Consider the following 21,365-nt stretch of genomic DNA (forward strand, 5'->3'; position numbering starts at 1 on the left):
GGCCCCGGCCGGGTCACCAGCCGGTGAGGGGTGGGGTCGTGTGGGACGGCGGCTCCACCCAGGGACGGGCGGTCAGCGCCCACACGGTGAACGCCACGGCCGCCGCGAACAGCAGCAGCCACAGGGCGCGGCGGGCGAGCGTCCGGCGGCGCAGCACGCGGCCGCCGACGCGCACCGCCTCCGCGTGGATCTCGGGCGGCACGGACCGCGGCACCTGCTCCAGCAGCCGCCGCACGGCCGCCTCACGGTCGTTGCCGCTCATGCCCGTCTCCCCTTGTCAGCGGGGGCTTTGGTGGTCCGTCCCCGGCCCGTCAGCGGGGCGTTCGCCGGGTGGCTCATGACGGCACCGCCTTCGCGGCCGTCACCGCCGGTGCCGGGCCCCGGCGCCGGTGCAGCAGGGTCGTCGTCGCCCGGTGGCAGATCGCCCGTACGCGCTCCGGGGACAGGCCGAGCAGGGCCGCCGTCTGCTCCTCGGCGACGCCCTCGTACAGCCTGAGCACCAGGATCAGCCGCTCCTGCGGGGTGAGCGGGGCCAGCGGAGCTGCGGGGTGGGGGCGCGAGCGGCCGAGACCGCCGTAGTGGTGCCACGCGCCGCGCGCGAAGCGGGTGGCCAGGTACTGCCGGGTGCGGTCGTAGGGATCCTCGCCGCGCAGCCGGTCCCAGTACGCGTACGTGTGAGCCAGCGACAGCGTCAGCAGCCGCCGCGCGCGGGGGTTGTCGCCCGGGGCCTCCGCGGTGAGCAGGGTCGCGGCGTGCAGCAGCCGCCCGGCCGCGCCCGCGACGAACGCCTCGAACTCCCGGGCCCGACGGTTTGCCCGGGACGCATGCCGTTCTCGCACCGCGCCTCCCGCGTGAGGGCGACCCTGAGGATGCGGGCCCGGCCGTGTACGACGGGACCCGGTCTCATATCAGGCCAGGGGCGGCCCCGGGGTCAAGAGCCGCGCACGGCCGCCGCGGCCGTACAGAGCCGAACCCCCGTCCTCGCAGGGCGTCAGGACGGCGACTGGGCCTCCGGTCCCGGTACTCCCTGCGCCGCCATCCGGGAGGACAGCGCGGTGTTGAAGCGGGTGAGGAGCGAGCAGAACGCCTCGCGCTCCTCCGGCTCCCAGTCGTGGGTCAGCTCGGCCATCAACTGGCGGCGCGACGAGCGCACTTCCTCCAGCCGCGACTGCCCGCGCGGGGACAGCTGGAGCACCACCGCCCGCCCGTCCTCGGGGTGCGAGGTCCGCTTGACCAGGCCGGTGTCGACGAGCGGAGCCACCTGCCGGGTGACCGTCGACGAGTCGATCCCCATGCTCGCGGCGAGCGCCTTGACGCCCATCGGACCTTCTTTGTCGAGCCGGTTGAGCAGCAGATACGCGGCGCGGTCCATGGAGTTGCGCACCTGCCCGACCCCGCCGAGCCGGGTCTGTTCGGCACGGCGGGCGAACAGCGCCACCTCGTGCTGCAGCGTGTCGAGAAGACCGGTGTCACCGACGGTCGTCATGTCCATCGACATTTCAGGTGTTGTGGGCATGGCCGGGGGCTCACTTCGTGGAGGGCTGGCTGATTGGGGGACAGGGTACGCGGCCGGACGGCAGGTCGTACCGGCGCTGCGCAAAGCGGGTCTCGGAGGTTGGTCACAACGGCCGTTCCCACCCGTGAACTGCGATGCTTGAGTCATGAGCTACAGCACGGCTGACTCCTTGCGCCCCGTCACCCTCGACGACGTGCGCGGCGCCCAGAAGATGCTCTCGGGCGTGGCGCGGGTGACCGCGATGGAGAGCAGCAGGCACCTGTCCCAGCTGGTCGGCGCCCCGGTGCACCTCAAGTGCGAGAACCTCCAGCGGACGGGCTCGTTCAAGCTGCGCGGCGCCTATGTCCGCATCGCGGGTCTGCTGCCCGAGGAGCGGGCCGCCGGTGTCGTCGCCGCGAGCGCCGGCAACCACGCGCAGGGCGTCGCCCTGGCGTCGTCGCTGCTCGGCGTGCGTTCCACGGTGTTCATGCCGAAGGGCGCCCCGCTGCCCAAGGTCAGCGCCACCCGTGACTACGGGGCCGAGGTGCGGCTGCACGGCCAGGTCGTCGACGAGACCCTCGCCGCAGCCCAGGAGTACGCGGCCGAGACGGGCGCGGTGTTCATCCACCCCTTCGACCACCCCGACATCATCGCCGGGCAGGGCACGGTGGGCCTGGAGATCCTGGAGCAGTGCCCCGAGGTGCGCACGATCGTGGTCGGCATCGGCGGCGGCGGGCTGGCCGCCGGGATCGCGGTGGCGGTGAAGGCCCTGCGGCCCGACCTCAGGATCGTCGGCGTCCAGGCGACCGGGGCGGCGGCCTACCCGCCCTCGCTGGCGGCGGGGCGGCCGGTGACGGTGGAGAACCCGGCGACGATGGCCGACGGCATCAAGGTGGGCCGGCCCGGCGACGTGCCCTTCGGGATCATCGGCGACCTGGTCGACGAGGTGCGCACGGTCAGCGAGGACGAGCTGTCCGCGGCGCTGCTGCTCTGCCTGGAGCGGGCCAAGCTGGTCGTCGAACCGGCCGGGGCCAGCCCGGTCGCGGCGCTGCTGAGCGCGCCCGGCGCCTTCGAGGGCCCGGTCGTCGCGGTGCTGTCCGGCGGCAACGTCGACCCGGTGCTGATGCAGCGGGTCCTGCGGCACGGCATGGCCGCGCAGGGCCGCTACCTGGCCGTTCGCCTCCGGCTCACCGACCGGCCCGGTGCTCTCGCCACACTTCTGGGTGTGTTGTCAGTGGTCGACGCTAACGTCCTCGATGTGAGCCACGTGCGGACCGACCCACGGCTCGGGCTCACGGAGGCGGAGGTCGAACTGCACCTGGAGACGAAGGGCCCGGCGCACTGCGCCGAGGTGGGCCAGGCGCTGCGCGAGGCGGGTTACACGGTCATGGGCTGACCCGGCTCCCGAGCAGCCCGGCCGCCCGTCAAGATCACCTTCGTCCCTCGGACCGCACGTGGAAAAACTCGTTGAGAGACGCGATATATCGCGTTATGGTGTGTCTGTGAGAAGGCTCACCGGGCACCTGTCCGGCCATCCCCGAAGACGTGGAGACTTTTATGCCAGGCGCCATTTATGCCGAAGGTCTGGTCAAGACCTTCGGTGACGTAAGGGCCTTGGACGGCGTCGACCTCGACGTGCCCGAGGGCACGGTCCTCGGCCTGCTCGGGCCGAACGGCGCGGGCAAGACGACGACCGTCCGCTGCCTGACCACCCTGCTGCGGCCCGACAGCGGCCGGGCGGTCGTCGCGGGCGTCGACGTGCTCAAGCAGCCCGACGCCGTCCGCCGCTCCATCGGCCTGTCCGGCCAGTTCGCGGCGGTCGACGAGTACCTGACCGGCCGCGAAAACCTGCAGATGGTCGGCCGGCTCTACCAGATGAAGGCCAGGGCGGCGAAGGAGCGCGCGGCCGAGCTGCTGGAGCAGTTCCACCTCACGGACGCCGCCGACCGCCCCACCAAGACCTACTCGGGCGGCATGCGCCGCCGCCTCGACCTCGCGGCGGCCCTCGTCGTCTCACCGCCCGTGATGTTCATGGACGAGCCGACGACCGGCCTCGACCCGCGCAACCGCCAGCAGCTGTGGGAGGTCATCAAGCAACTGGTCTCCGGCGGCACGACACTGCTGCTGACCACCCAGTACCTGGAGGAGGCCGACCACCTGGCGCACGACATCGCGGTGGTCGACCACGGCAAGGTCATCGCCCAGGGCACCTCCGACCAGCTCAAGGCCCGCACCGGCGGCGAGCGCGTCGAGGTCGTGGTGCACGAGCGCGAGCACATCCGGGCCGCCGTCGAGGTGCTCGCCGGCTTCGGCAAGGGCGAGACCACGGTCGAGGAGCACATGCGCAAGCTCACCACGCCCGTCACCGGCGGCGCCAAACTCCTCGCCGAGGTCATCCGCGAGCTGGACGCCCGGGGCATCGAGATCGACGACATCGGCCTGCGCCGGCCGACCCTCGACGACGTCTTCCTGTCCCTGACGGGACACGTGGCCGAGGTCAAGGACGAGGAGAGCGGCAAGGGGGCCGACCAGTGAGCGCCATCAGCGATTCCGCGGTCATCGCGCGCAGAAACCTGATCCGTATGGGCCGGATCCCCGAGATGATCATCTTCGGGCTGTTCCAGCCGATCATGTTCGTGGTGCTGTTCACCTACGTGTTCGGCGGCTCGATCCAGGTCGGCTCGTCCAACTCGACCCAGGCCTACCGCGAGTTCCTGATGGCCGGCATCTTCGCCCAGACCGTCACGTTCGCCACCGCGGGCGCGGGTGCGGGCATCGCCGACGACATGCACAAGGGCCTCATCGACCGGTTCCGCTCGCTGCCGATGGCGCGTGGCGCGGTGCTGACCGGCCGGACCATCGCCGACCTGGTGCAGACGGCGCTCACCCTCGTCGTCCTGGCGGTCGTCGCGGTGATCGTCGGCTGGCGCACCCACGAGAACCTCGGCAAGGTCCTCGCCGGCTTCGCCCTGCTCCTGCTCTTCGGGTACGCGTTCTCGTGGATCGGCGCGCTCATCGGCCTGTCCGTGCGCACTCCGGAAGCGGCGACCTCGGGCGGCCTGATCTGGCTCTTTCCGCTGACCTTCATCTCGAACGCGTTCGTGGACGCGAACCTGATGCCGTCCTTCCTGCGGCACATCGCGGAGTGGAACCCGTTCAGCGCGGTCGTGCAGGCGTGCCGTGAGCTGTTCGGCAACCTTCCGCCGGGCTTCAAGACACCCGACGCCTGGCCCATGCAGCACCCCGTGTGGGCCTCGCTGATCTGGTCGGTCGTGATCATCGCGGTCTTCCGGACGCTGGCGGTCCGCAAGTACCGCCGGGCGACCGGCTGACGGCTCCGGGTTTCGGGGCGGTCCGCGACGGCATGACGATGCCCCCGGCGCCGCAGCGGTGCCGGGGGCACGTCGAGGTCCGGACGGGAGGGGCTCAGCCCTCGTACGGCTCGGCCTTCAGGATCCTCACCGTGGCCTTCTTGCCGTTGGGCAGCTCGTACTCCGCGTCCTCGCCGACCTTGTGGCCGATCACGCCGGTGCCCAGCGGGGACTGCGGCGAGTACGTCTCGATGTCGGCGCTCGCGTACTCGCGCGAGGCGAGCAGGAACGTCAGCGTGTCGTCCTCGTCACCGTCGAACGCGATCGTGACGACCATGCCCGGCGCGACGGCACCGTCCGCCGCAGGCGCCTCGCCGACCTTGGCGTTCTCGAGGAGCTGGGTGAGCTGGCGCACACGCAGTTCCTGCTTGCCCTGCTCCTCCTTGGCCGCGTGGTACCCGCCGTTCTCACGCAGGTCGCCCTCCTCGCGCGCCGCGGCGATCTTCGCGGAGATCTCCGCCCGCGCGGGACCAGTAAGGTACTCAAGCTCATCCTTGAGCTTGTTGTACGCCTCCTGGGTCAGCCAGGTGACGTTCTCGCTGGTCTGGGTCACAGGTGCTCCTCGTAGGTACTGGGAATACAAAGCATCGCCCTACCCAGAAGAATGTTCCTTCACGGATGGGCGAAACCACGAGCCTAACAATTCAGGGGCCCAAGGGGGAGGACATAAGCCACCAGATTCACGTCAACGCAGGTCAGACGCTACGTATTCCAGGTGACGTCCGGTTGTCGTCAGTCGGCGTGGCAGCCCAGCAGCTCGGCCGTGGTGCCCTCGGAGGTGGTGCGGAGCGTGACGACCTTGTCGATGCGGGTGGCGTCCCCGGTGAAGCGGAAGTCGGCCCGGCCCACCTCGGCGCCGTCCTCGGCCTGGGAGCGGACGGTGCAGTAGCCGTCGGTGCCGGAGTCCTTGCGGACCTCCAGGTGCACCCGCACGGAGTCCTTGCCGGGCTCGAAGCTGATCACCTCTGCGCTGATCTTGCTCTGGGCGACGTAGTGGTAGCCGAACCAGCCGAGGAGCCCCAGCAGGGCCACCGCGAGGACGGCGCCGACGGCCTTGAGCTTGCGGTCGGCGCGCTCGTCCGAGGAACGGCCGTAGCGGCCCTCGGGCAGTCGCGTGCTCGCCGTACTCATGATCGTCCTCCAGACAGGGCCGGGACGGACGTCCCGGCAGGGGCCCCGGGACGTGGTCCCGGAATTATTCGCCCTCCGATTCGGTCACTATAGAAGCCGCTGATTGCGCCGACGCACACAGGGCGCCGACTTACTGAGGATTGAGTCTTGACTGACCAGTTGCGACTGATGGCCGTGCACGCCCACCCCGACGACGAGTCGAGCAAGGGCGCGGCGACCATGGCGAAGTACGTGTCCGAGGGGGTGGACGTGCTGGTCGTGACCTGCACGGGCGGGGAGCGCGGCTCCATCCTCAACCCGAAGCTGCAGGGCGACAAGTACATCGAGGAACACATCCACGAGGTACGCAAGAAGGAGATGGACGAGGCCCGCGAGATCCTCGGGGTCAAGCAGGAGTGGCTCGGCTTCGTCGACTCGGGCCTGCCCGAGGGCGACCCGCTGCCGCCGCTGCCGGAGGGCTGCTTCGCCCTGGAGGACGTCGACCACGCCGCCGGTGAGCTGGTGCGGAAGATCCGCTCCTTCCGTCCCCAGGTGATCACCACCTACGACGAGAACGGCGGCTACCCGCACCCCGACCACATCATGACCCACAAGATCTCGGTGGTGGCGTTCGAGGGGGCGGCGGACACCGAGAAGTACCCCGAGGCCGAGTACGGCCCCGCCTACCAGCCGCAGAAGCTCTACTACAACCAGGGCTTCAACCGCCCGCGCACCGAGGCCCTGCACCAGGCGATGCTCGACCGCGGTCTGGAGTCGCCCTACGGGGACTGGCTCAAGCGCTGGGACGAATTCGGGATGAAGGAGCGCACGCTCACCACGCACGTCCCCTGCGGCGACTTCTACGAGATCCGCGACAAGGCGCTGATCGCGCACGCCACGCAGATCGACCCCGACGGCGGCTGGTTCAAGGTCCCGATGGACATCCAGAAGGAGGTCTGGCCGACGGAGGAGTACGAGCTGGCGAAGTCCCTCGTCGATACCTCCCTCCCCGAGGACGACCTCTTCGCGGGCGTCCGCGACAATGCCTGACATGAGCGCAAGCGCAAGCCTGGCAATGACGCACCTCGTCTCCTTCGCCAAGGAGGTCGACGAGGACAAGGTCACCCCCGGCGTCCTCGGCTTCATCGTCTTCGCGGCGATGGCCCTGGCGGTGTGGGCCCTGATGAAGTCGATGAGCCGGCACATGAGCAGGGTCGACTTCACCCAGGTCCCGGACCCGGAGGCCGAGCGGGCGGAGGCGGAACCCGCGGACGCCAAGGCGGCCGGCCAGGGCGAGAAGCAGGACGCGGGGGCGTCCTCCGGCCAGGGCGAGAAGCAGGGCTGACCGCCCCTGCCCCGGGTGTGACACCCGTCGGTGGCCCGTCCGCCGCCGACGGGGTGCCCCCTGTGTCTCAGGGCTGCCTCAGACCTGCTCCTTCGGCTCCACCGCCACCCCCATCACCTCCCGCGCGTGCCGGCTCGGCGTCATGCCCAGTCGCCAGGCCTGCCACCCCGCCTCCAGGCTCACGCCGCGTTCCAGCAGCAGGGCCCAGGCGTCGGCGTACTCGTCGAGTTTGTCGTCGCGCAGGGGGTGGCCGGCGCGGGACAGCTGGGCCAGTTCCTCCTGGGCCACGGCCGTGCCGACCTCCACGCCGCCCGGTGCCGCGTAGGGCAGGAGGGTGCAGCGCAGGAAGCGGGCCCAGTCCTCGCCCCGGCGGTCGCCGTAGGACGTGAAGAGGCCGGCGGCCTCGTCGCACAGGGCCAGGGCCTGCTGGGTGCGGGCGTTGCCCGCGTCCACGACCGCCAGTTCCAGGCAGGTCCAGGCCTCGCCATGGGCGACGCCGATGCGCTGGAAGTCGGCGCGGGCGTCCACCAGGAGCTGGCGGGCGAAGCCGGAGTTGCGCAGCGAGCCCGTCTGGGCCGCCCGCTGGTCGCGGGTCACGCGGGCCGAGTGGTGGCGGGCGCAGGCCAGGCCGTAGACGTCCCGCATGCGCGAGAACATCGTGCGTGAGCGTTCCAGTTCGCGGACCGCCTGGTCCAGGTTGCCCGTCTCCTCCAGGGCCTGACCGAGGTAGTAGAGGGTCCAGGCCTCGCCGCGCGCGTCCTCGTTGTCGCGGTGCCGGGCCGCCGCGCCCCGCAGTTCCTCCACGGCCGGGGACGCGTCGCCGGCGACCAGCCGGGCGCGGGCCAGCTGCGTCAGGGCCCAGGCCTCCCCGCGGGCGTCGCGGGTGCGGCCGTACAGGTCGAGGGCCGCGCGCAGCTCGGACTCGGCGCGCGGGACGTCGCCCATGCGCAGACCGAGCTGGCCGAGCTGGAAGTGCGCCCAGGCCTGGCCGTGCACGGACTCGCCCGCGCGGTGCAGGACCAGCGACTCGGTCAGCAGGTCCAGCGCCTCCGCCAGCCGGGCCCGGTCGCGCTCCACCGCCGCGAGGGCGTGCATCGTCCACGCCCGGTCCGTGGCCAGCGCGGGCGAGGACTGCAGGGCCAGGGCCTCGCGGAGCTTCGCCGACGCCTCCGTCAGGTTGCCCTGGTGGTGCAGGGTGATGCCGAGGGAGCACAGGGCGCGCGCGGCACCGGCGTCGTGATGGGCCTCCCGGTAGAGGTCGACGACCGAGGCGAGGGTCGTGCGGGCCTTGTCGAGTTCGCCGAGCTGCCGGGCCGCGATGCCGGTGCGCCACTGCACCGACCGGACCAGCAGCCCCTCGTCCACCGCCTGGGCGAGTTCGCTGATCTCGCCCAGGCGGTACAGGTCGCCGCGCAGCAGGCAGTAGTCGCACAGGGCGCCCAGCAGGTTCAGCACCGCCGCCTGGTTCACGCCCTCGGCGTGCCGCAGCGCCGCCGTGATGAAGCTCGACTCGTCGTCCAGCCAGCGCAGCGCCTCGTCCAGGGAGGTGAAGCCGTACGGGCTGAAGCGGTTGGTGCGGGTCGACATGTTGCCGTCGACCATGCGCAGCACGGAGTCGGCCAGCTCGGCGTAGTTCACGATCAGCCGCTCCTGTGCCGCCGTGCGCCCGGCCGGTTCCTCCTCGTCGAGGAGGCGGGCCTGGGCGAAGGCGCGGACCAGGTCGTGCAGCCGGTAGCGGTTGCCCCGGACGTGGTCGATCAGCCCGGCGCGGGTCAGCGCCTCCAGGTGGCGGGCCGCCTCCGCCTCGTCGGTGGCCAGCAGCGCGGCGGCCGCGGCGACGCCCAGCGAGGCCCGGCCGGCCAGGGCCAGCCGGCGCAGCAGCCGTCGTACGGTCTCCGACTGGTCGGTGTAGCGCAGCCACAGGGCGCGCTCGACCGGCTCGACCGGGCCGTACGCGCCGAGGTCCGTGGCCAGGGCACGCGGGGAGCGCGGGCCGAGGCAGGAGCCGGCGATGCGCAGGGCCAGCGGCAGCCCGCCGCAGAGCTCCCGCACCTGGTCGGCCGACTCGGCGTCGTACGGCCCGGACCGGTCCTGCGCCGCCGCGCCCAGCAGCTCCTCCGCGCCGGCCGCGTCCAGCGGCTCCACCGACAGCTGGTGCACCCGCGCGGGCAGGCCGCCCAGCTCCAGCGGCTCCCGCGCGGTCACCAGCACCAGGCTGTCGGAGCGCTCCGGGACCAGGGCGCGGATCTGGCCGGCGTCCGAGGCGTCGTCGAGGACGACCGTGACCGGCAGGCCGGTCAGATGCTGGTGGTACAGCTCGCTGAGCCGTTTGACCTGCTGGTCGGGGGAGGAGCGCTCGCGGAACAGCAGTTGCTCGCGGGGCGCGCCGAGCCGGTTGAGCAGGTGCAGCAGGGCGTCGCGGGTGGACAGCGGGTTACCGGCCGGGCCCTCGGCGCGCAGGTCGACGACGCAGGCGCCGCGGAAGTAGTCCTTCAGATCGTGCGTGGCGTGCACCGCGAGGGTGGTGCGGCCGCTGCCGGGCGTGCCGTGCAGCACGACCACGGTCGGCTGGGTCTCCGTGCTGGCCCGGGCCGCCTGCACCCACTGCCGGATCTGCGCCAGCTCCTGCCGCCGCCCGGCGAACGGCCGCGCCGGTTCCGGCAGTTGCGCGAAGGACTGCTCCAGCACGTTGCGCCCGCGCGCCGCCGCGCTCTTGTCGGCGCCCCGCAGCCGCGGCCCGGTCTTCTTCGGACCGGTGGAGGCGGCGAGCAGCCGCTGCTGGTCCAGGAACGGACGGATGCCCCGCACCTCCAGTGCCGTCAGCCACTGCAGCCGCAGCTGCTCCGGTCCGCCCGGCTGGCTCACGGCCCCGGCGCGGTGGTGCGCGGCCGGCAGATGGGAGCCGACCACCTTCACGACCGTCGCGGCGGCGCCCACGACACCGACCGCGACGCCCGCGCCGAGCGCCGTGCCGGCGTCCGTGCCGAGGGCCATGTCGGCGACGACGGCAGCGACGGCCGCGACCCCGGCCACCAGCAGCGGTGTCCCGGCGCCCTCCCGGGCGTAGCGCTGCCCGAAGGTGAGCTGCCCGGCCGCCGCCTCGTCCAGGGCGCGCGTGTAGGCCTCGTACTCCTCGGCCGCGCTCTGCGCCATCGAGTCGAGCGCCCCGCGCGCCCTGGCGAGCAGTACCTTTCCGTCGCTGCGCCCGCCCGAGCGGCGCACCTCCTCCTCCACGGCCCGCACCAACAGCCGCTCGGCCTCCGCCCGATGACTGTCCCGCATGTCACGTCCCCCTCCGGCGGCAACGGCGATCCTCGGTGGTCCCTCGGTCGTCCCTCGCTCGTTGTCTCGGTCGTGTTCTGGTCAAGTGTGCTGCGGACGGCGCATCGGGGCGAGGGGGCGTGCCCGGACCGATTGTGTGAAGAGGAGGGCGGGTCGGTCTGCGGCGCGCGCGGGCGGACGTGCGTCCCGCGAGGGGTCCTCGCACCGCGTCTCACCGTGCTGCCGGGCCCGCACCCTTCGGGTGGCGAGGGGGAGCACGGTAGATTGGGGGCCGGCCGGCTCTGGCTCAACGGTGTGTCGTGTGCGGTCCGTGAGTAGATGTCATGACACACAGGGGTACAGGTGTTCAGCACATTATTCCGGCGCGGTGGGGGAAGGTTCCCGGGCCTGGGCGACGATCGGCGACGGGACGCGGAGCTGAGATCGCACAGCCGCCGGCTGATACGGGAACTCGCGCCTCCGCTGCCGCTGGGCGTCACCAAGCTGTGCGAGTTGCTGGCCGAGCAGCGCGGTACGCCGATCAGACTGCTGGAGTGGGACCTGCCGGCCGACGGCCCCTTCGGGGTCCTGCTCTCCCGCCAGGACGAGGACGTCATCGTCTACCAGGCGAAGACCACCAAGGCGCATCAGGAGCACATCATCCTGCACGAGGTCGGGCACATCGTCGCCTACGACCTGTCGGGGGAGCGGCCGGAGCAGCCGCAGTTGCGCAACTGCTACTCCGACCGGGACGAGAGGGACGCGGAGATCGTCGCGTCCACGCTCATGCACCAGGCGATGGCGGCGCAGCGGCAGGCGCGGCGCCACGGGCTCGACGAGCCGTGGCGGCCCTCCGTCTACGGCAGTCTCGTCTTCGAGAACGGGCTCACGTGAACTCCGGGCCGCCGCCCGGTGCTTCGGCCGGGCGACCGGCCGAAGGACAAGGCGGCGGCCCTCTGGGGACCAGAAGGTCCAGGGAGCCAGAGGCCTGAGGCGCCGGAGCTTCAGGGAGCCAGAGGCCTGAGGAGCCGGAGCTCCAGGGAGCCAGGGGCCTGAGGAGCCGGAGGTCCAGGGAGCCGGAGGTCCAGGGAGCCGGAGGTCTAGGGGACCAACACCAGCTTGCCGCGGAAACCGCCGCGCTCCAGGCGCCGGTGGGCCTCGGCCGCCTCCTCGAAGGGGAGCACGGTGGTCTCCTGGCGCGGGCCGTCCCCCCGGGCCGCGGTCTCGGCCACGTCGGCCAGGTCGTCCCCGTCCAGTTCCACGCCGATGAGGGTGTACGCCACGTCGGGCCGCACGGCCGGGTCCGGGGCGCTGAACGGGGTGATGGTGAGGAAGGCGCCCCGCGGGCGCACGGCCTCGAACAGGCCGGGCGCGCCGCCGGCGTCGATGACGATGTCGTAGGCCCCGGCCTCCACCTGCGCGGGGTCGGTGAGCACCGCGCCGTCGGCCGGGCACCCGGCCCGCCGCTCCTGCCATGCGGAGCGGTCGGCGGGGCGGACGAGCAGGTCGGTGCGGGCCGACGCCTCGTCGAGCAGGCGGGCGGCGACGTGCGCGCCGACGCCCCCCTGGGCGCCGATCAGCAGGATCCGCTTGCCTCGGCGGTCCGGGGTCCGGCGCAGCAACTGCACCGCGGTCACACCCGCGAGCGGCAGGGCGGCGGCGTCCGTGAGGGCCATGCCCTGCGGCACCCGCGCCACGTACTTCGGGTCGAAGGACACGTACTCGGCCATGCTGCCCACGCCGGTGCCCAGTTGCGCGGTCATCGCCAGGACGCGGTCACCGGCGCGGAAGCCGGAGCCCGCCGGGGCGTGCGCGACGGTGCCCGCCAGGTCCCAGCCGAGCACGGCGGGCAGTGAGGTGGGAATCAGGCCCGAACGGGTCGCGAGATCCACCGGGTTGACGGCCGCGGCGGCTGTCCTGATCACCAGGTCTTCCGCGGGCTCCGGGTCGGGCACCTCCTGGACTTCCAGGACCTCAGGTCCGCCGGTCCGGGTGAGGCGGACGGCCTTCACGCGTCTCCCTCCTCAGGGGACTTCGCCTCAGGGGAGGACTTCGCGGACTTCTTCGGGTCGTCCAGCACGTCCATGATCGACAGCAGTTGCTCGCGCATGGCCGGGGTGAGCTGGCCGGCGCGCATGGCGATGGAGCGCACCTGCCGGTCGGAGAGCGCTTCGGCCCACTCGTCCTTCTCCTCCTGGACGGGGGTGGGCGGGTCCTCCGAGATGAGCGCGCTCACCGACACCGGCAGCGTCATCTCCCGGGACTGGAAATACCGCACGATCGCCGAGAGCACGCTGACCGTCGGGTTGGTCTGCGAGCCGTTGCGCAACGCCGTCAGATAGCTCCGGGAGATCGTGACGTCGTGGCTCGGGTCCTGCGAGATCGCCTGGGCGACTTCGGAGGTTGTCGGTTCACGCAGCCGGCCCACGGCATCAGCCGTGGCGGCATCCGCGAACCAGGCATTCAGGCGTTCTGCCAGCGTGGCCATGCGGTCGACCTTCCAGGGGGGTTCCGGCGACTCAGGGTGGCGGCGGTGAGGCGCGGTGCGGCTCAGCCCGGCGGATGCGCGCTGCGTTTGTCCCCCGTGCGTCGACAGCGTCGTCTCCGTGCCCATCAGCTTAGCACGAATGTTACATGCGGCGGTTCTGCTGCTACTATATTCGACACAACGCTGCTCAAGAGGTCACCCGTGCAGTGATGTGGCATCGATTTTGGAGGGGACATGCATAGCGGCACTCAGTTCACCCAGGGGCTCCGCCTGGCCATGGACAACGGCCCGGCCTGGACGGTCGAGGCCGTGCGCCAGGTGCGGTACCACGTCGTCAGCTCCGACCACCTCTTCTCGCCGGACAACACCACGCTGCTGACGGGCTGCCCGGACGCCCCGCTGCGGGCCGGAGAGCGGCGGCTCGTCGTCATCGACGAGAACGTGGACGCGCTCTACGGCGCGCGGATCCGCGCGTTCTTCGACCACCACGACATCGCGGTCACGGTGCTCGCCCTGCGCGCCGACGAGACCGTGAAGCAGTTCGACGCCGTCTCCCGGGTCGTCGACGCCATGAACGACTTCGGGATCGACCGCCGCCGCGAGCCGGTCATCGCCATCGGCGGCGGGGTGCTCACCGACATCGTCGGATTCGCGGCGAGCCTCTACCGGCGCGGAACCCCGTACATCCGCATCCCCACGACGCTGATCGGCCTCGTCGACGCGGGAGTCGGCGTCAAGACCGGCGTCAACTACGACACCGGGAAGAACCGGCTGGGGACCTACGCGGCCGCCACGGCCACCTTCCTCGACCGCTCGTTCCTGCGCAGCCTGGACCTGCGGCACATCAGCAACGGCCTGGCCGAGATCCTGAAGATGGCGCTGATCCGCTCCGAGGAACTGTTCGAACTGCTGGAGAGGTCCGGCCCCGAGGTGCGCGCGGACCGCTTCCAGGGCTCCACCGGCGAACTCGCCCGGGCCGCCGACGCGATCGTCGCCGAGTCCATCCACCTCATGCTCGAAGAGCTGCAGCCCAACCTGTGGGAGTCCGCGCTGGAGCGCTGCGTGGACTACGGGCACACCTTCAGCCCCACCATCGAGATGCACGCCCTCCCGGAGCTGCTGCACGGCGAGGCCGTCGTGATCGACATGGCGCTCACCACGGCGCTGGGTCTCCTGCGCGGCGACGTCGGCCAGGAGCAGGCCGACCGGATCTTCTCCGTCATCCGCGCGCTCGGACTGCCGCTGTGGAACGACGTGCTGGACGACCCGAGCCTGCTGGAGGCGGCGCTGCGCGACACCGTGCGCCACCGCGACGGCCGGCAGCGGCTGCCGTTGCCGGTCGGCATCGGACGCCACCGCTTCGTCAACGACGTCGAACCCGCCGAGCTGCGCGCGGCGGCACAGCTGCTGCGCCGCCGTGCCGAGGACATGACGCAGGACGCCCCGGCCGAGGCCCTGGTGAGCGCATGAGTGCCGCCCCGGAGCGCATGCCCGAGCGTGCGGTGGTGATCGGCGGCTCGACCGGGATCGGGCGGGGTGTCGCCGACGCCTGGGCCGCCGCCGGCATCGAGACCCACGTCTTCAGCCGCAGCCGGCCCGCCGGCCAGGGCAGTGACCGGCTGGTCTGGCACCGGCTCGACTTCCGCGACCCGGAGCAGGCCAAGGAGGCGCTGCGGGCCGGCATCCCGGAGCGGACGGACCTGGCCTGCTACTCCGCCGTCTACTTCACCTCCCGGCGTGAGCCGTTCACGCAGGTGAGCGAGGCCGACTGGCTGGACCAGTTCGCGGTCAACGTGCACGGTCTGGCGTGGACGCTGCGTGCGGCGCTGCCCAGGCTGCGCGCGGCCGCGCCCGGGATGTTCCTGCACATCTCGTCCGAGGTCGTCTACAACGCCGGGCCGAACCGCTCGGGCTACGCCGCCACCAAGGCCGCCGCCGACTCCCTGATCCGCTCGGTGTCGCAGGAGACCGACCCGGCCGAGACGACGTTCGTGCAGGCCCTGCCCGCCGGCATGGTCGACAGCCCCGGCATCCGGGCCCGCCGGTCCGCGGACTTCGACTACAGCGGCTACATGTCCCCGGCCGCCTTCGCGCCGCTGGCCGTCGAACTCGCCCGCACCCGCGGGGTGCCGCACGCCGGGGAAGCGCTCGTCGTGCACGAGGACACCACCTGGACGTCCGTCGCGGACGACCTCCCCGTGTCCCAGTCGCGTCCGCTCGCCGGCGCCCGGCCGTAGCCGGTCACCCGGCCGTAGCCGGTCACCCGGCCGTGGCCGATCACCCGGCCGTGGCCGATCACCCGGCCGTGGCCGGTCATCCGTACGTCACCGGTCCGTCCGCGGACCCATTCCCAGGAGCATCCCTTGCCTCAACTGCACGCGGCTGCACTGCTGTTCGACATGGACGGCACCCTCGTGGACTCCACCGCGCTGGTCGAGTCCACCTGGGCCGGCTTCTGCGAGCGGCACCAGCTCGACCTCGCGGAGGTGCTGGCCTTCGCCCACGGGCGCCCCACCCGGGAGACCGTGTGCCGTTTCCTCCCCGACCCCGACCAGGCGGCGGCGGAGACCCGGCGCCTCGTCGCGCACGAGGAGTCGGAGACCACCGGCATCACGGAGGTCCCCGGCGCCCGGGCGCTGCTGGCCGAACTGCCGCCGGACGCCTGGGCCGTGGTCACCTCCGCGGGCCGCCGGCTGGCGGAGGTGCGGATGGCGGCGGCGGGACTCCCGCTGCCCGCGATCCTGGTGAGCGCGGACGACGTGACGCGCGGCAAGCCGGAACCCGAGGGCTATCTGCGGGCCGCCGCCGCGCTCGGCTGCCCGCCGGAGGACGCCGTCGTCGTCGAGGACTCCAGCGCCGGAGTGCGGGCCGGACTGGCCGGCTGCGGACGCACCGTGGTCATCGGCAGCCTCGACGCCTACGACGACGTGGCCCCGCGCTGGGCCGACTTCCGCGGGTTCCGGGTCGCCGACCGGCAGCCGGGCCGGGCCGGCGTGACCCTCGACGTGCCCGAGCCGGTCGCCGCGGGACCGGTGGTCCGGCGATGAGCCCCGTCGCCGCCTCCCAGGACCCGATCGAGGACCATCGGACCGCCGCCGGGGCGCCGGCGACGACCTTCGCGGCGGACATCGGCGGCACCTGGGTGCGGATGAGCACCGGCGGACCGGGCGCGCCGGTGGAACGGGTTCCCTCGCCCAGCCGTCTGCGCCACCCGGACCGCTCCACCGCCCGGCTGCGGGCCGACATGGTCGAGCTGCTCAGCGACCGGGTCCCCGCGGGCGCCCGCGCCGCCCTCTCCTTCGGCGCGGCGATCGACCATCTCACCGGCACCGTCTACGGATCGGCTCCGCTGTGGGGGGCCGCGGACACCCCGTACGACCTCGCCGCCGACCTGCGGCGGAGCCGGCCCGACGTCACCTGGCACCTCGTCAACGACGTCACCGCGGCACTGCTGGACTTCGCCGCCGTGCACGCCCGGCCCGGCACCCGCCGGGTCGCCTATCTGACCGTCAGCAGCGGCATCGCCCTGCGGATCGCGGATCTGGAGCGGACCAGGATCCCGGTCGACACCTGGGGGCTGCAGGGCGAGGTCGGCCACCTGCCGGTCCCGCTCACCGACCCCGGCGCGGAGGTACTGGCGGGACTCCCCTGTGAGTGCGGCGCGACGGACCACCTGGCCTCGCTCGCCTCCGGGCCGGGCCTCGTCCGCGCGGCCCGGCGGCTCGGGATACCCCGGGCTCCGCAGGTCGCCGACTGGCTCCCGGGCGCTCTCGACGCCAACGACCCTGGCGCGAGGCGGCTGCTGGAGCTGGGCGCCGCCCCGGTCGCCCACCTGCTGCGCACCCTGTGGTGCCTCGACCCGCACCTCGACCTGATCGGGGTCGGCGGGGGCGTGGCCGAAGGGCTGGCCGGCCACTACGCGGCCGAGATCCGCCGCCGCCTCGCCACCGCCACCTCCTACGCCGACCGGGGGCGCGACGACGCCTGGCTCGGCGACCGGCTCGTGTTCTGCGGCCCGGGGCAGGTGGACCCGCTGCGCGGGGTCCTGCGCATCGGCGACTGGCTCCCGGGGGTCACCCCGTGAGCGCCGCGACCCACCGGGCCCTGGTCCGCCGGCCCGCCGACAGCTCCGGCCGCACTCTGGTCGAGGTGGCCGAGGTGCCCACCCCCCGGCTCGACCCCGGCGACGTCCTGCTCGCGCCGGCGGTCGTGGGCATCTGCGGCACCGACTGGCAGATCCTGCGCGGCCTGCGCGACGACCCCAGCCCCGTCCTCGGCCACGAAGGCGTCGCCCACGTGGTGGAACCCGGGGACTCCGGGCTGCCGGCGGGCACGCCGGTCACCGTGAACCCCACGCATCCCGAGGACCCGTCCTTCCTGCTCGGCCACAACCTTCCCGGGCTCTGGGCGGAGCGCACCCGCATCCCCGCCGCGGCCGTACGCGCCGGACTGGTCGTCCCGGTGCCCGCCGACGCCGCACGGCCACGGGTGGCCGCGCTCGCGGAACCGCTCGCCGCCGCCCGGTACGGCGCGCGGATCGTGCGCCACACGCTGCGCCCGGCGGCGCTGGTCGTGTGGGGCGACGGCATCGTGGGGCGCCTCGCGCGCGAGTTGTGGCGCACGGAGGAGCCCGGGCCGCGCACCCTTCTCGTGGGGCACGGCGACGACGCCGTCGACCCGCACGACGCCGACCTCCCCCGGCTGCTGGCCGGTCTGCCCTCACCGGTCGCCGCCGTCATCTGCACACCCCGCACCGGAACACGCGAGGCGCTGACCACCCTGGACCGGTACGTGCCGGGCACGCTGCTGGTCGACGTGCACGCCGGGCTGCCCTCGGGCCCGGTCCCGCTGACCGGGGGCGACATCGACGTCGCCGCGCTCCGTACGGCGAACTGCGGCGGAACCCCCTGGCCCCCGCGGGTCGAGGAGTTCGCCCGTCCGCACGGCAGGCTCCTGCTCTGCGGCCACCGCGGCGTCTCCGGCGACCAGCTGCGGGACGCCGTCGAACTGCTGCGGACCACCCCGCGGCTCGGGGAGCAGGTGCTCACCCACGAGGTCGGACTGGAGGAGGCCGCCGACCTCGTCAACACCGTGCTGACCACGTCCAGGCGCCGCGCCGACGGCCGCCGCGTGCTCAAGACCGCGATCCGTGTCGGGAGCCGGCCATGACCGCACCGGCCACCACAGCCCTGCCCCCCGCCGGCCCGGCTCCGACCGCGCTCGCCGTCGCCGCGCCGCAGTGGCGGATCGACACCGACCGCCGGACGGCCGCCCGCGCCGCCCTCGCGGCAGGGGCCGATCAGCTGCACCTCGACTACGGCGGTGCCCACCGCGGCCCGCCGCTGAGCGACCGCGCCGCCCTGCGAGCGGCCGAGGCGGTCACCGGGGAGCTCCCGGTACCCGTGCTCGCCGTCAACCACCTCAACGACATCGGCCTGGCACACGAGCAGGGCACCGCCGACCCGGCGGCCGTCGAGCTGCTGCTGCGGGCCCTGGACTGCGCCCTGCACCTGGGCGCCGCCGTGCTCCACGTGCCCGGCTTCCGGCGGAGCCTGCCGAACACAGAGGGACTGCGTGCCGGAACGGCCGAGGCGCTGCGCGGCCTGTGCGCGCGGCTCGCCGGGACACACCTGCTGGTCGCCTACGAGTCGCCGCTCGGCCCGCACGACTCCCTCGCACTGGCCCGGGCGGTGGACCACCCCGCCCTGCGGCTGGTCCTGGACACCGGCAACCTGGCCGACGCGGGACTGCGGCCGCTCGCCTTCGCCGAACAGGTCGGGGCCGCCGGGCTCCTGCTGCCGGACCTGCACGTCAAGGACGGCTCCCGTACGACGGCCCCCTCCGCCGCCGACCTCCCGGCCCTGCTCCGGCGCTCCCGCGCCCGCTCGGTGCTCGTGGAGAACGACTACCGGAAGACCCCGGGCCGCCTGCGCGAGGACATCGCGCTCTGCCGCCGCGCGGCCGAAGACCCCCGCCACCCCGAGGACGCACCATGAGAACCATCCAGCTCACCGCCCCCCGCACGCTGACCGTCACCGAGACCGCACCGCCCGAACCCGGCCCCGGCGAGGTCCTCGTCCGGGTGAGCCTGCTCGGCCTGTGCGGCACCGACCTCGGCTTCTTCGACGGCAGCAGCAACTACCTGCGCGACGGCCTGAAGAGCTACCCCTTCGTCCCGGGACACGAGTGGATCGGCACCGTCGTCGGGACCGGCCCCGGCACCGACCCGGACCTGCTGGGCCGGCGCGTGTCGGGCCACAACTTCCGCGTCTGCGGCCGGTGCGCGCACTGCCACGCCGGGCGCATCCGCTCCTGCCCGGACCGCAGCGAGATCGGCGTGCTCGGGCCCCGCCCGGGCGCCGGCGCGCAGCTGATCACCGCGCCGCAGGACACCCTCACCCGGATCCCCGACGCCCTGTCCGACGCGGCCGGTGCCCTGCTGGAGCCGACCGCCGCCGCGGTGCACGCCGTGGACCGGCTCGGCGTGACGGCGTCGGACCGCGTCGCGGTGCTCGGCGCGGGCACGCTCGGCGTCGCGGCGGCCCAGACGGCCCGGGCGATCGGCGCGGACACCGTCGTCCTCGATCCGAACCCGGCCGCCCGCGTGCTGGCCGCCGAGCTGGGCCTGCGCGCCCAGGCCGGCCCGGCCGCGGCGGACGAGGAGGCCTACGACGCCGTGATCGAGGCGTCGGGCAGCGAGGCGGCGGTCCGCTCCGCCGTCCGCCTGGTCGCCGCGGGCGGGCGCATCGCCCAACTGGGCACCCCGCACCACGCCGTGGACGGCTTCGACGCGGCCGGTCTGGTGATCCGGGACGTGACGCTGCACGGCGTGCTGTCCGGGATCGGCTACTGGGACCGGCTCGTCGGACTCGTCGAGTCGGGCGCGGTGAACCTGGACGCCCTCGTCGACCGGGTCTTCCCGCTGGACGAACTGGACGCCGCCTTCGCGCGCCTCGCCGACGGCAGCCGGAACCGTCCCAAGGTCCTCGTCCGGATCGACCCGGCGCTCGCGGAACCCGGCCCGGCATGAGCGGCACCGCAGTGGCCCGGGAACGGATCGACGCGCCGACCGCCGCGCGGCTGGCCGTCCTGGCGAGCGCCACCTTCGTCTACGTCACCTTCGAGGTCTTCCCGGTCGGGCTCATCCAGGACATCGCCCGCGACCTCGATGTCTCGGCCGGCCGGGTGGGCCTGCTGATCAGCGGCTACGCCGTGGTCGCCGCCGTCGTCACGGTGCCGACGGTCGCGCTGGCCTCCCGCGTCTCCCGGGGCACCGCCCTGGTGGTCTCCCTCCTCGTCCTCGTCGTCGCCGAACTGCTCGCGGCGGCCGCGACCAGCTTCTCGATGATGGTGGTCAGCCGGGTCGCCGCGGCCCTGACGCACGGCGTGCTGTGGTCGCTGATCGCCCCGGCCGCGGCCACGCTGGTGCCGCGCGAGCGGGTGGGCACCGCCACCGCGGCGGTGTTCGGCGGCTCCACGCTCGCCGCGATCCTCGGCAGCCCGGGGACCACGTTCATCGGCGAGCTGATCGGCTGGCGCGCCACGGCCCTGGTCCTCGCGGCGGCCACCGTCGCCGTGACGCTCGGGCTGGTCTGGGCTCTCGGGCTGCGACGCGACCCCCGGCCGCCGGTGGCCGGGGAACCGCCGGGGCCGGCCGTCCCGGAGCCCGGCCGGCCGGCGGTGCCCTGGCGGCGCGTGCTGACCCTGTGCGCCGTCGCGGTCGTGCTCATCACCGCGCACTTCCTGAGCTACACCTACTTCGCCGTCCTCGTCGCCGACCTCACCGGCACCTCCGCCGCGGTGGTCGTACTGCTCGCGGTCTTCGGGGCCGCGGGGGCGGTGGGCACCTTCCTGGTGGGCCGGCACAACGACACGGCCCCGCAGCGGACGGCGGCCGTGACCATCGCGGTGTTCGCGGTGGGCATCGGACTGCTGGCGCTCGCCTCGGCCCTGGACGGCACCACCACGCGCGGCGCGGCGGCCGCGGTCGCCGTCGCCCTGTGGGGCGGCGCGTTCGCCGCGGCCGGGCCCGTCTTCCAGACGGGCGTGATGCGCCTGGCCGGCGAGGACGCCGACCGGGCCTCCTCGGTCTACGTCACCGGCTTCCAGATCGGGATCGCCGGCGGTTCGGCCCTGGGCGCCGCCTTGCTGGCCCACTCGTCGCTGTGGCTGCCGGTCACCTCCACCGCGCTCGTGGCGCTGGTGCTGGCGGTGGTCCTGGTGCGACGGCCCGTGCCCGCGGCGCAGGAACCCCGGGATCGGCACCCGGAACTGTGCTCACAGGAGCACTGAAGC

22 protein-coding genes are annotated in these 21,365 nt (G+C 73.4%); 14 read left to right on the forward strand and 8 right to left on the reverse strand.

Annotated features, from left to right (window positions below):
* Nucleotides 1–13: 13 nt before the first annotated feature.
* The 3 genes from C1703_RS25090 to C1703_RS25100 form a co-directional block, all read right to left on the reverse strand.
* The gene (locus C1703_RS25090) at nucleotides 14–262 is read right to left on the reverse strand and encodes a hypothetical protein (RefSeq protein ID WP_114254971.1); all 249 of its coding nucleotides are present in this window, start codon (nucleotides 260–262) and stop codon (nucleotides 14–16) included.
* A gap of 73 nt (nucleotides 263–335) precedes the next feature.
* Nucleotides 336–839, reverse strand: a complete 504-nt coding sequence (locus tag C1703_RS25095; protein ID WP_114254972.1) for a sigma factor-like helix-turn-helix DNA-binding protein — start codon at nucleotides 837–839, stop codon at nucleotides 336–338.
* 152 nt (nucleotides 840–991) lie between these two features.
* Nucleotides 992–1,498: a MarR family transcriptional regulator gene (locus C1703_RS25100; protein WP_114254973.1), complete on the reverse strand. Its 507-nt coding sequence runs from the start codon at nucleotides 1,496–1,498 to the stop codon at nucleotides 992–994.
* A gap of 163 nt (nucleotides 1,499–1,661) precedes the next feature.
* Between C1703_RS25100 and ilvA the strand changes: the two genes are divergently transcribed.
* The 3 genes from ilvA to C1703_RS25115 all read left to right on the forward strand — a co-directional run bounded on the left by ilvA (nucleotide 1,662) and on the right by C1703_RS25115 (nucleotide 4,827).
* The gene (gene ilvA / locus C1703_RS25105) at nucleotides 1,662–2,891 is read left to right on the forward strand and encodes a threonine ammonia-lyase (protein ID WP_114254974.1); all 1,230 of its coding nucleotides are present in this window, start codon (nucleotides 1,662–1,664) and stop codon (nucleotides 2,889–2,891) included.
* 161 nt (nucleotides 2,892–3,052) lie between these two features.
* Complete coding sequence (locus tag C1703_RS25110) at nucleotides 3,053–4,030, forward strand: ATP-binding cassette domain-containing protein (RefSeq protein WP_114254975.1); 978 nt, start codon at nucleotides 3,053–3,055, stop codon at nucleotides 4,028–4,030.
* Nucleotides 4,027–4,827, forward strand: a complete 801-nt coding sequence (locus tag C1703_RS25115; RefSeq protein ID WP_114254976.1) for an ABC transporter permease — start codon at nucleotides 4,027–4,029, stop codon at nucleotides 4,825–4,827. The genes C1703_RS25110 and C1703_RS25115 overlap by 4 nt, the downstream gene beginning before the upstream one ends.
* 94 nt (nucleotides 4,828–4,921) lie before the next feature.
* Here C1703_RS25115 and greA read toward each other — a convergent pair whose 3' ends face one another.
* Nucleotides 4,922–5,419, reverse strand: coding sequence for a transcription elongation factor GreA (greA, locus tag C1703_RS25120; RefSeq protein ID WP_114254977.1), 498 nt, complete (start codon nucleotides 5,417–5,419; stop codon nucleotides 4,922–4,924).
* A gap of 179 nt (nucleotides 5,420–5,598) precedes the next feature.
* Nucleotides 5,599–5,997: a DUF4307 domain-containing protein gene (locus C1703_RS25125; protein WP_114254978.1), complete on the reverse strand. Its 399-nt coding sequence runs from the start codon at nucleotides 5,995–5,997 to the stop codon at nucleotides 5,599–5,601.
* Between the two features lie 147 nt (nucleotides 5,998–6,144).
* Here C1703_RS25125 and mca point away from each other — a divergent pair, with 147 nt between their 5' ends.
* Entirely contained in the window at nucleotides 6,145–7,026 is an 882-nt protein-coding gene (gene mca / locus C1703_RS25130) for a mycothiol conjugate amidase Mca (RefSeq protein WP_114254979.1), read from the forward strand.
* A complete protein-coding gene (locus C1703_RS25135) occupies nucleotides 7,019–7,321 on the forward strand; it encodes a hypothetical protein (protein WP_232840586.1) in 303 nt (100 codons plus the stop codon). Before mca ends, C1703_RS25135 begins: the two co-directional genes overlap by 8 nt.
* Before the next feature lie 78 nt (nucleotides 7,322–7,399).
* Here C1703_RS25135 and C1703_RS25140 read toward each other — a convergent pair whose 3' ends face one another.
* Nucleotides 7,400–10,603, reverse strand: a complete 3,204-nt coding sequence (locus tag C1703_RS25140; RefSeq protein ID WP_114254981.1) for a tetratricopeptide repeat protein — start codon at nucleotides 10,601–10,603, stop codon at nucleotides 7,400–7,402.
* A gap of 342 nt (nucleotides 10,604–10,945) precedes the next feature.
* Between C1703_RS25140 and C1703_RS25145 the strand changes: the two genes are divergently transcribed.
* Nucleotides 10,946–11,476: a hypothetical protein gene (locus C1703_RS25145; RefSeq protein WP_051648266.1), complete on the forward strand. Its 531-nt coding sequence runs from the start codon at nucleotides 10,946–10,948 to the stop codon at nucleotides 11,474–11,476.
* Between the two features lie 206 nt (nucleotides 11,477–11,682).
* On the opposite strand, the gene C1703_RS25150 is transcribed toward C1703_RS25145, so the two are convergent.
* Entirely contained in the window at nucleotides 11,683–12,594 is a 912-nt protein-coding gene (locus C1703_RS25150; RefSeq protein ID WP_114254982.1) for an NADP-dependent oxidoreductase, read from the reverse strand.
* On the reverse strand, nucleotides 12,591–13,070 hold the full coding sequence (locus tag C1703_RS25155) for a hypothetical protein (protein WP_051648270.1): 480 nt from the start codon (nucleotides 13,068–13,070) through the stop codon (nucleotides 12,591–12,593). The genes C1703_RS25150 and C1703_RS25155 overlap by 4 nt, the downstream gene beginning before the upstream one ends.
* A 234-nt stretch (nucleotides 13,071–13,304) precedes the next feature.
* Here C1703_RS25155 and C1703_RS25160 point away from each other — a divergent pair, with 234 nt between their 5' ends.
* From C1703_RS25160 to C1703_RS25195, 8 genes are all read left to right on the forward strand, one after another.
* Nucleotides 13,305–14,540, forward strand: a complete 1,236-nt coding sequence (locus tag C1703_RS25160; protein WP_037757588.1) for a sedoheptulose 7-phosphate cyclase — start codon at nucleotides 13,305–13,307, stop codon at nucleotides 14,538–14,540.
* The gene (locus C1703_RS25165) at nucleotides 14,537–15,307 is read left to right on the forward strand and encodes an SDR family oxidoreductase (protein WP_198678267.1); all 771 of its coding nucleotides are present in this window, start codon (nucleotides 14,537–14,539) and stop codon (nucleotides 15,305–15,307) included. Before C1703_RS25160 ends, C1703_RS25165 begins: the two co-directional genes overlap by 4 nt.
* 126 nt (nucleotides 15,308–15,433) lie before the next feature.
* Nucleotides 15,434–16,117, forward strand: a complete 684-nt coding sequence (locus C1703_RS25170) for an HAD-IA family hydrolase (RefSeq protein WP_114254983.1) — start codon at nucleotides 15,434–15,436, stop codon at nucleotides 16,115–16,117.
* Nucleotides 16,114–17,154 carry an ROK family protein gene (locus C1703_RS25175; RefSeq protein WP_232840587.1) on the forward strand — a complete coding sequence of 347 codons (1,041 nt, stop codon included), beginning with the start codon at nucleotides 16,114–16,116 and terminating at the stop codon, nucleotides 17,152–17,154. The genes C1703_RS25170 and C1703_RS25175 overlap by 4 nt, the downstream gene beginning before the upstream one ends.
* A complete protein-coding gene (locus tag C1703_RS25180; protein WP_114254984.1) occupies nucleotides 17,151–18,239 on the forward strand; it encodes an alcohol dehydrogenase catalytic domain-containing protein in 1,089 nt (362 codons plus the stop codon). Before C1703_RS25175 ends, C1703_RS25180 begins: the two co-directional genes overlap by 4 nt.
* A complete protein-coding gene (locus C1703_RS25185; protein ID WP_114254985.1) occupies nucleotides 18,236–19,066 on the forward strand; it encodes a TIM barrel protein in 831 nt (276 codons plus the stop codon). The genes C1703_RS25180 and C1703_RS25185 overlap by 4 nt, the downstream gene beginning before the upstream one ends.
* Nucleotides 19,063–20,100 (forward strand): alcohol dehydrogenase catalytic domain-containing protein, encoded by a 1,038-nt coding sequence (locus C1703_RS25190; protein WP_114254986.1) that lies wholly within the window; start codon nucleotides 19,063–19,065, stop codon nucleotides 20,098–20,100. The genes C1703_RS25185 and C1703_RS25190 overlap by 4 nt, the downstream gene beginning before the upstream one ends.
* Nucleotides 20,097–21,362, forward strand: a complete 1,266-nt coding sequence (locus C1703_RS25195) for an MFS transporter (RefSeq protein ID WP_232840588.1) — start codon at nucleotides 20,097–20,099, stop codon at nucleotides 21,360–21,362. Before C1703_RS25190 ends, C1703_RS25195 begins: the two co-directional genes overlap by 4 nt.
* The last annotated feature ends 3 nt before the right edge of the window (nucleotides 21,363–21,365 follow it).

This window comes from Streptomyces sp. Go-475 (assembly GCF_003330845.1).
Lineage (GTDB): Bacteria > Actinomycetota > Actinomycetes > Streptomycetales > Streptomycetaceae > Streptomyces.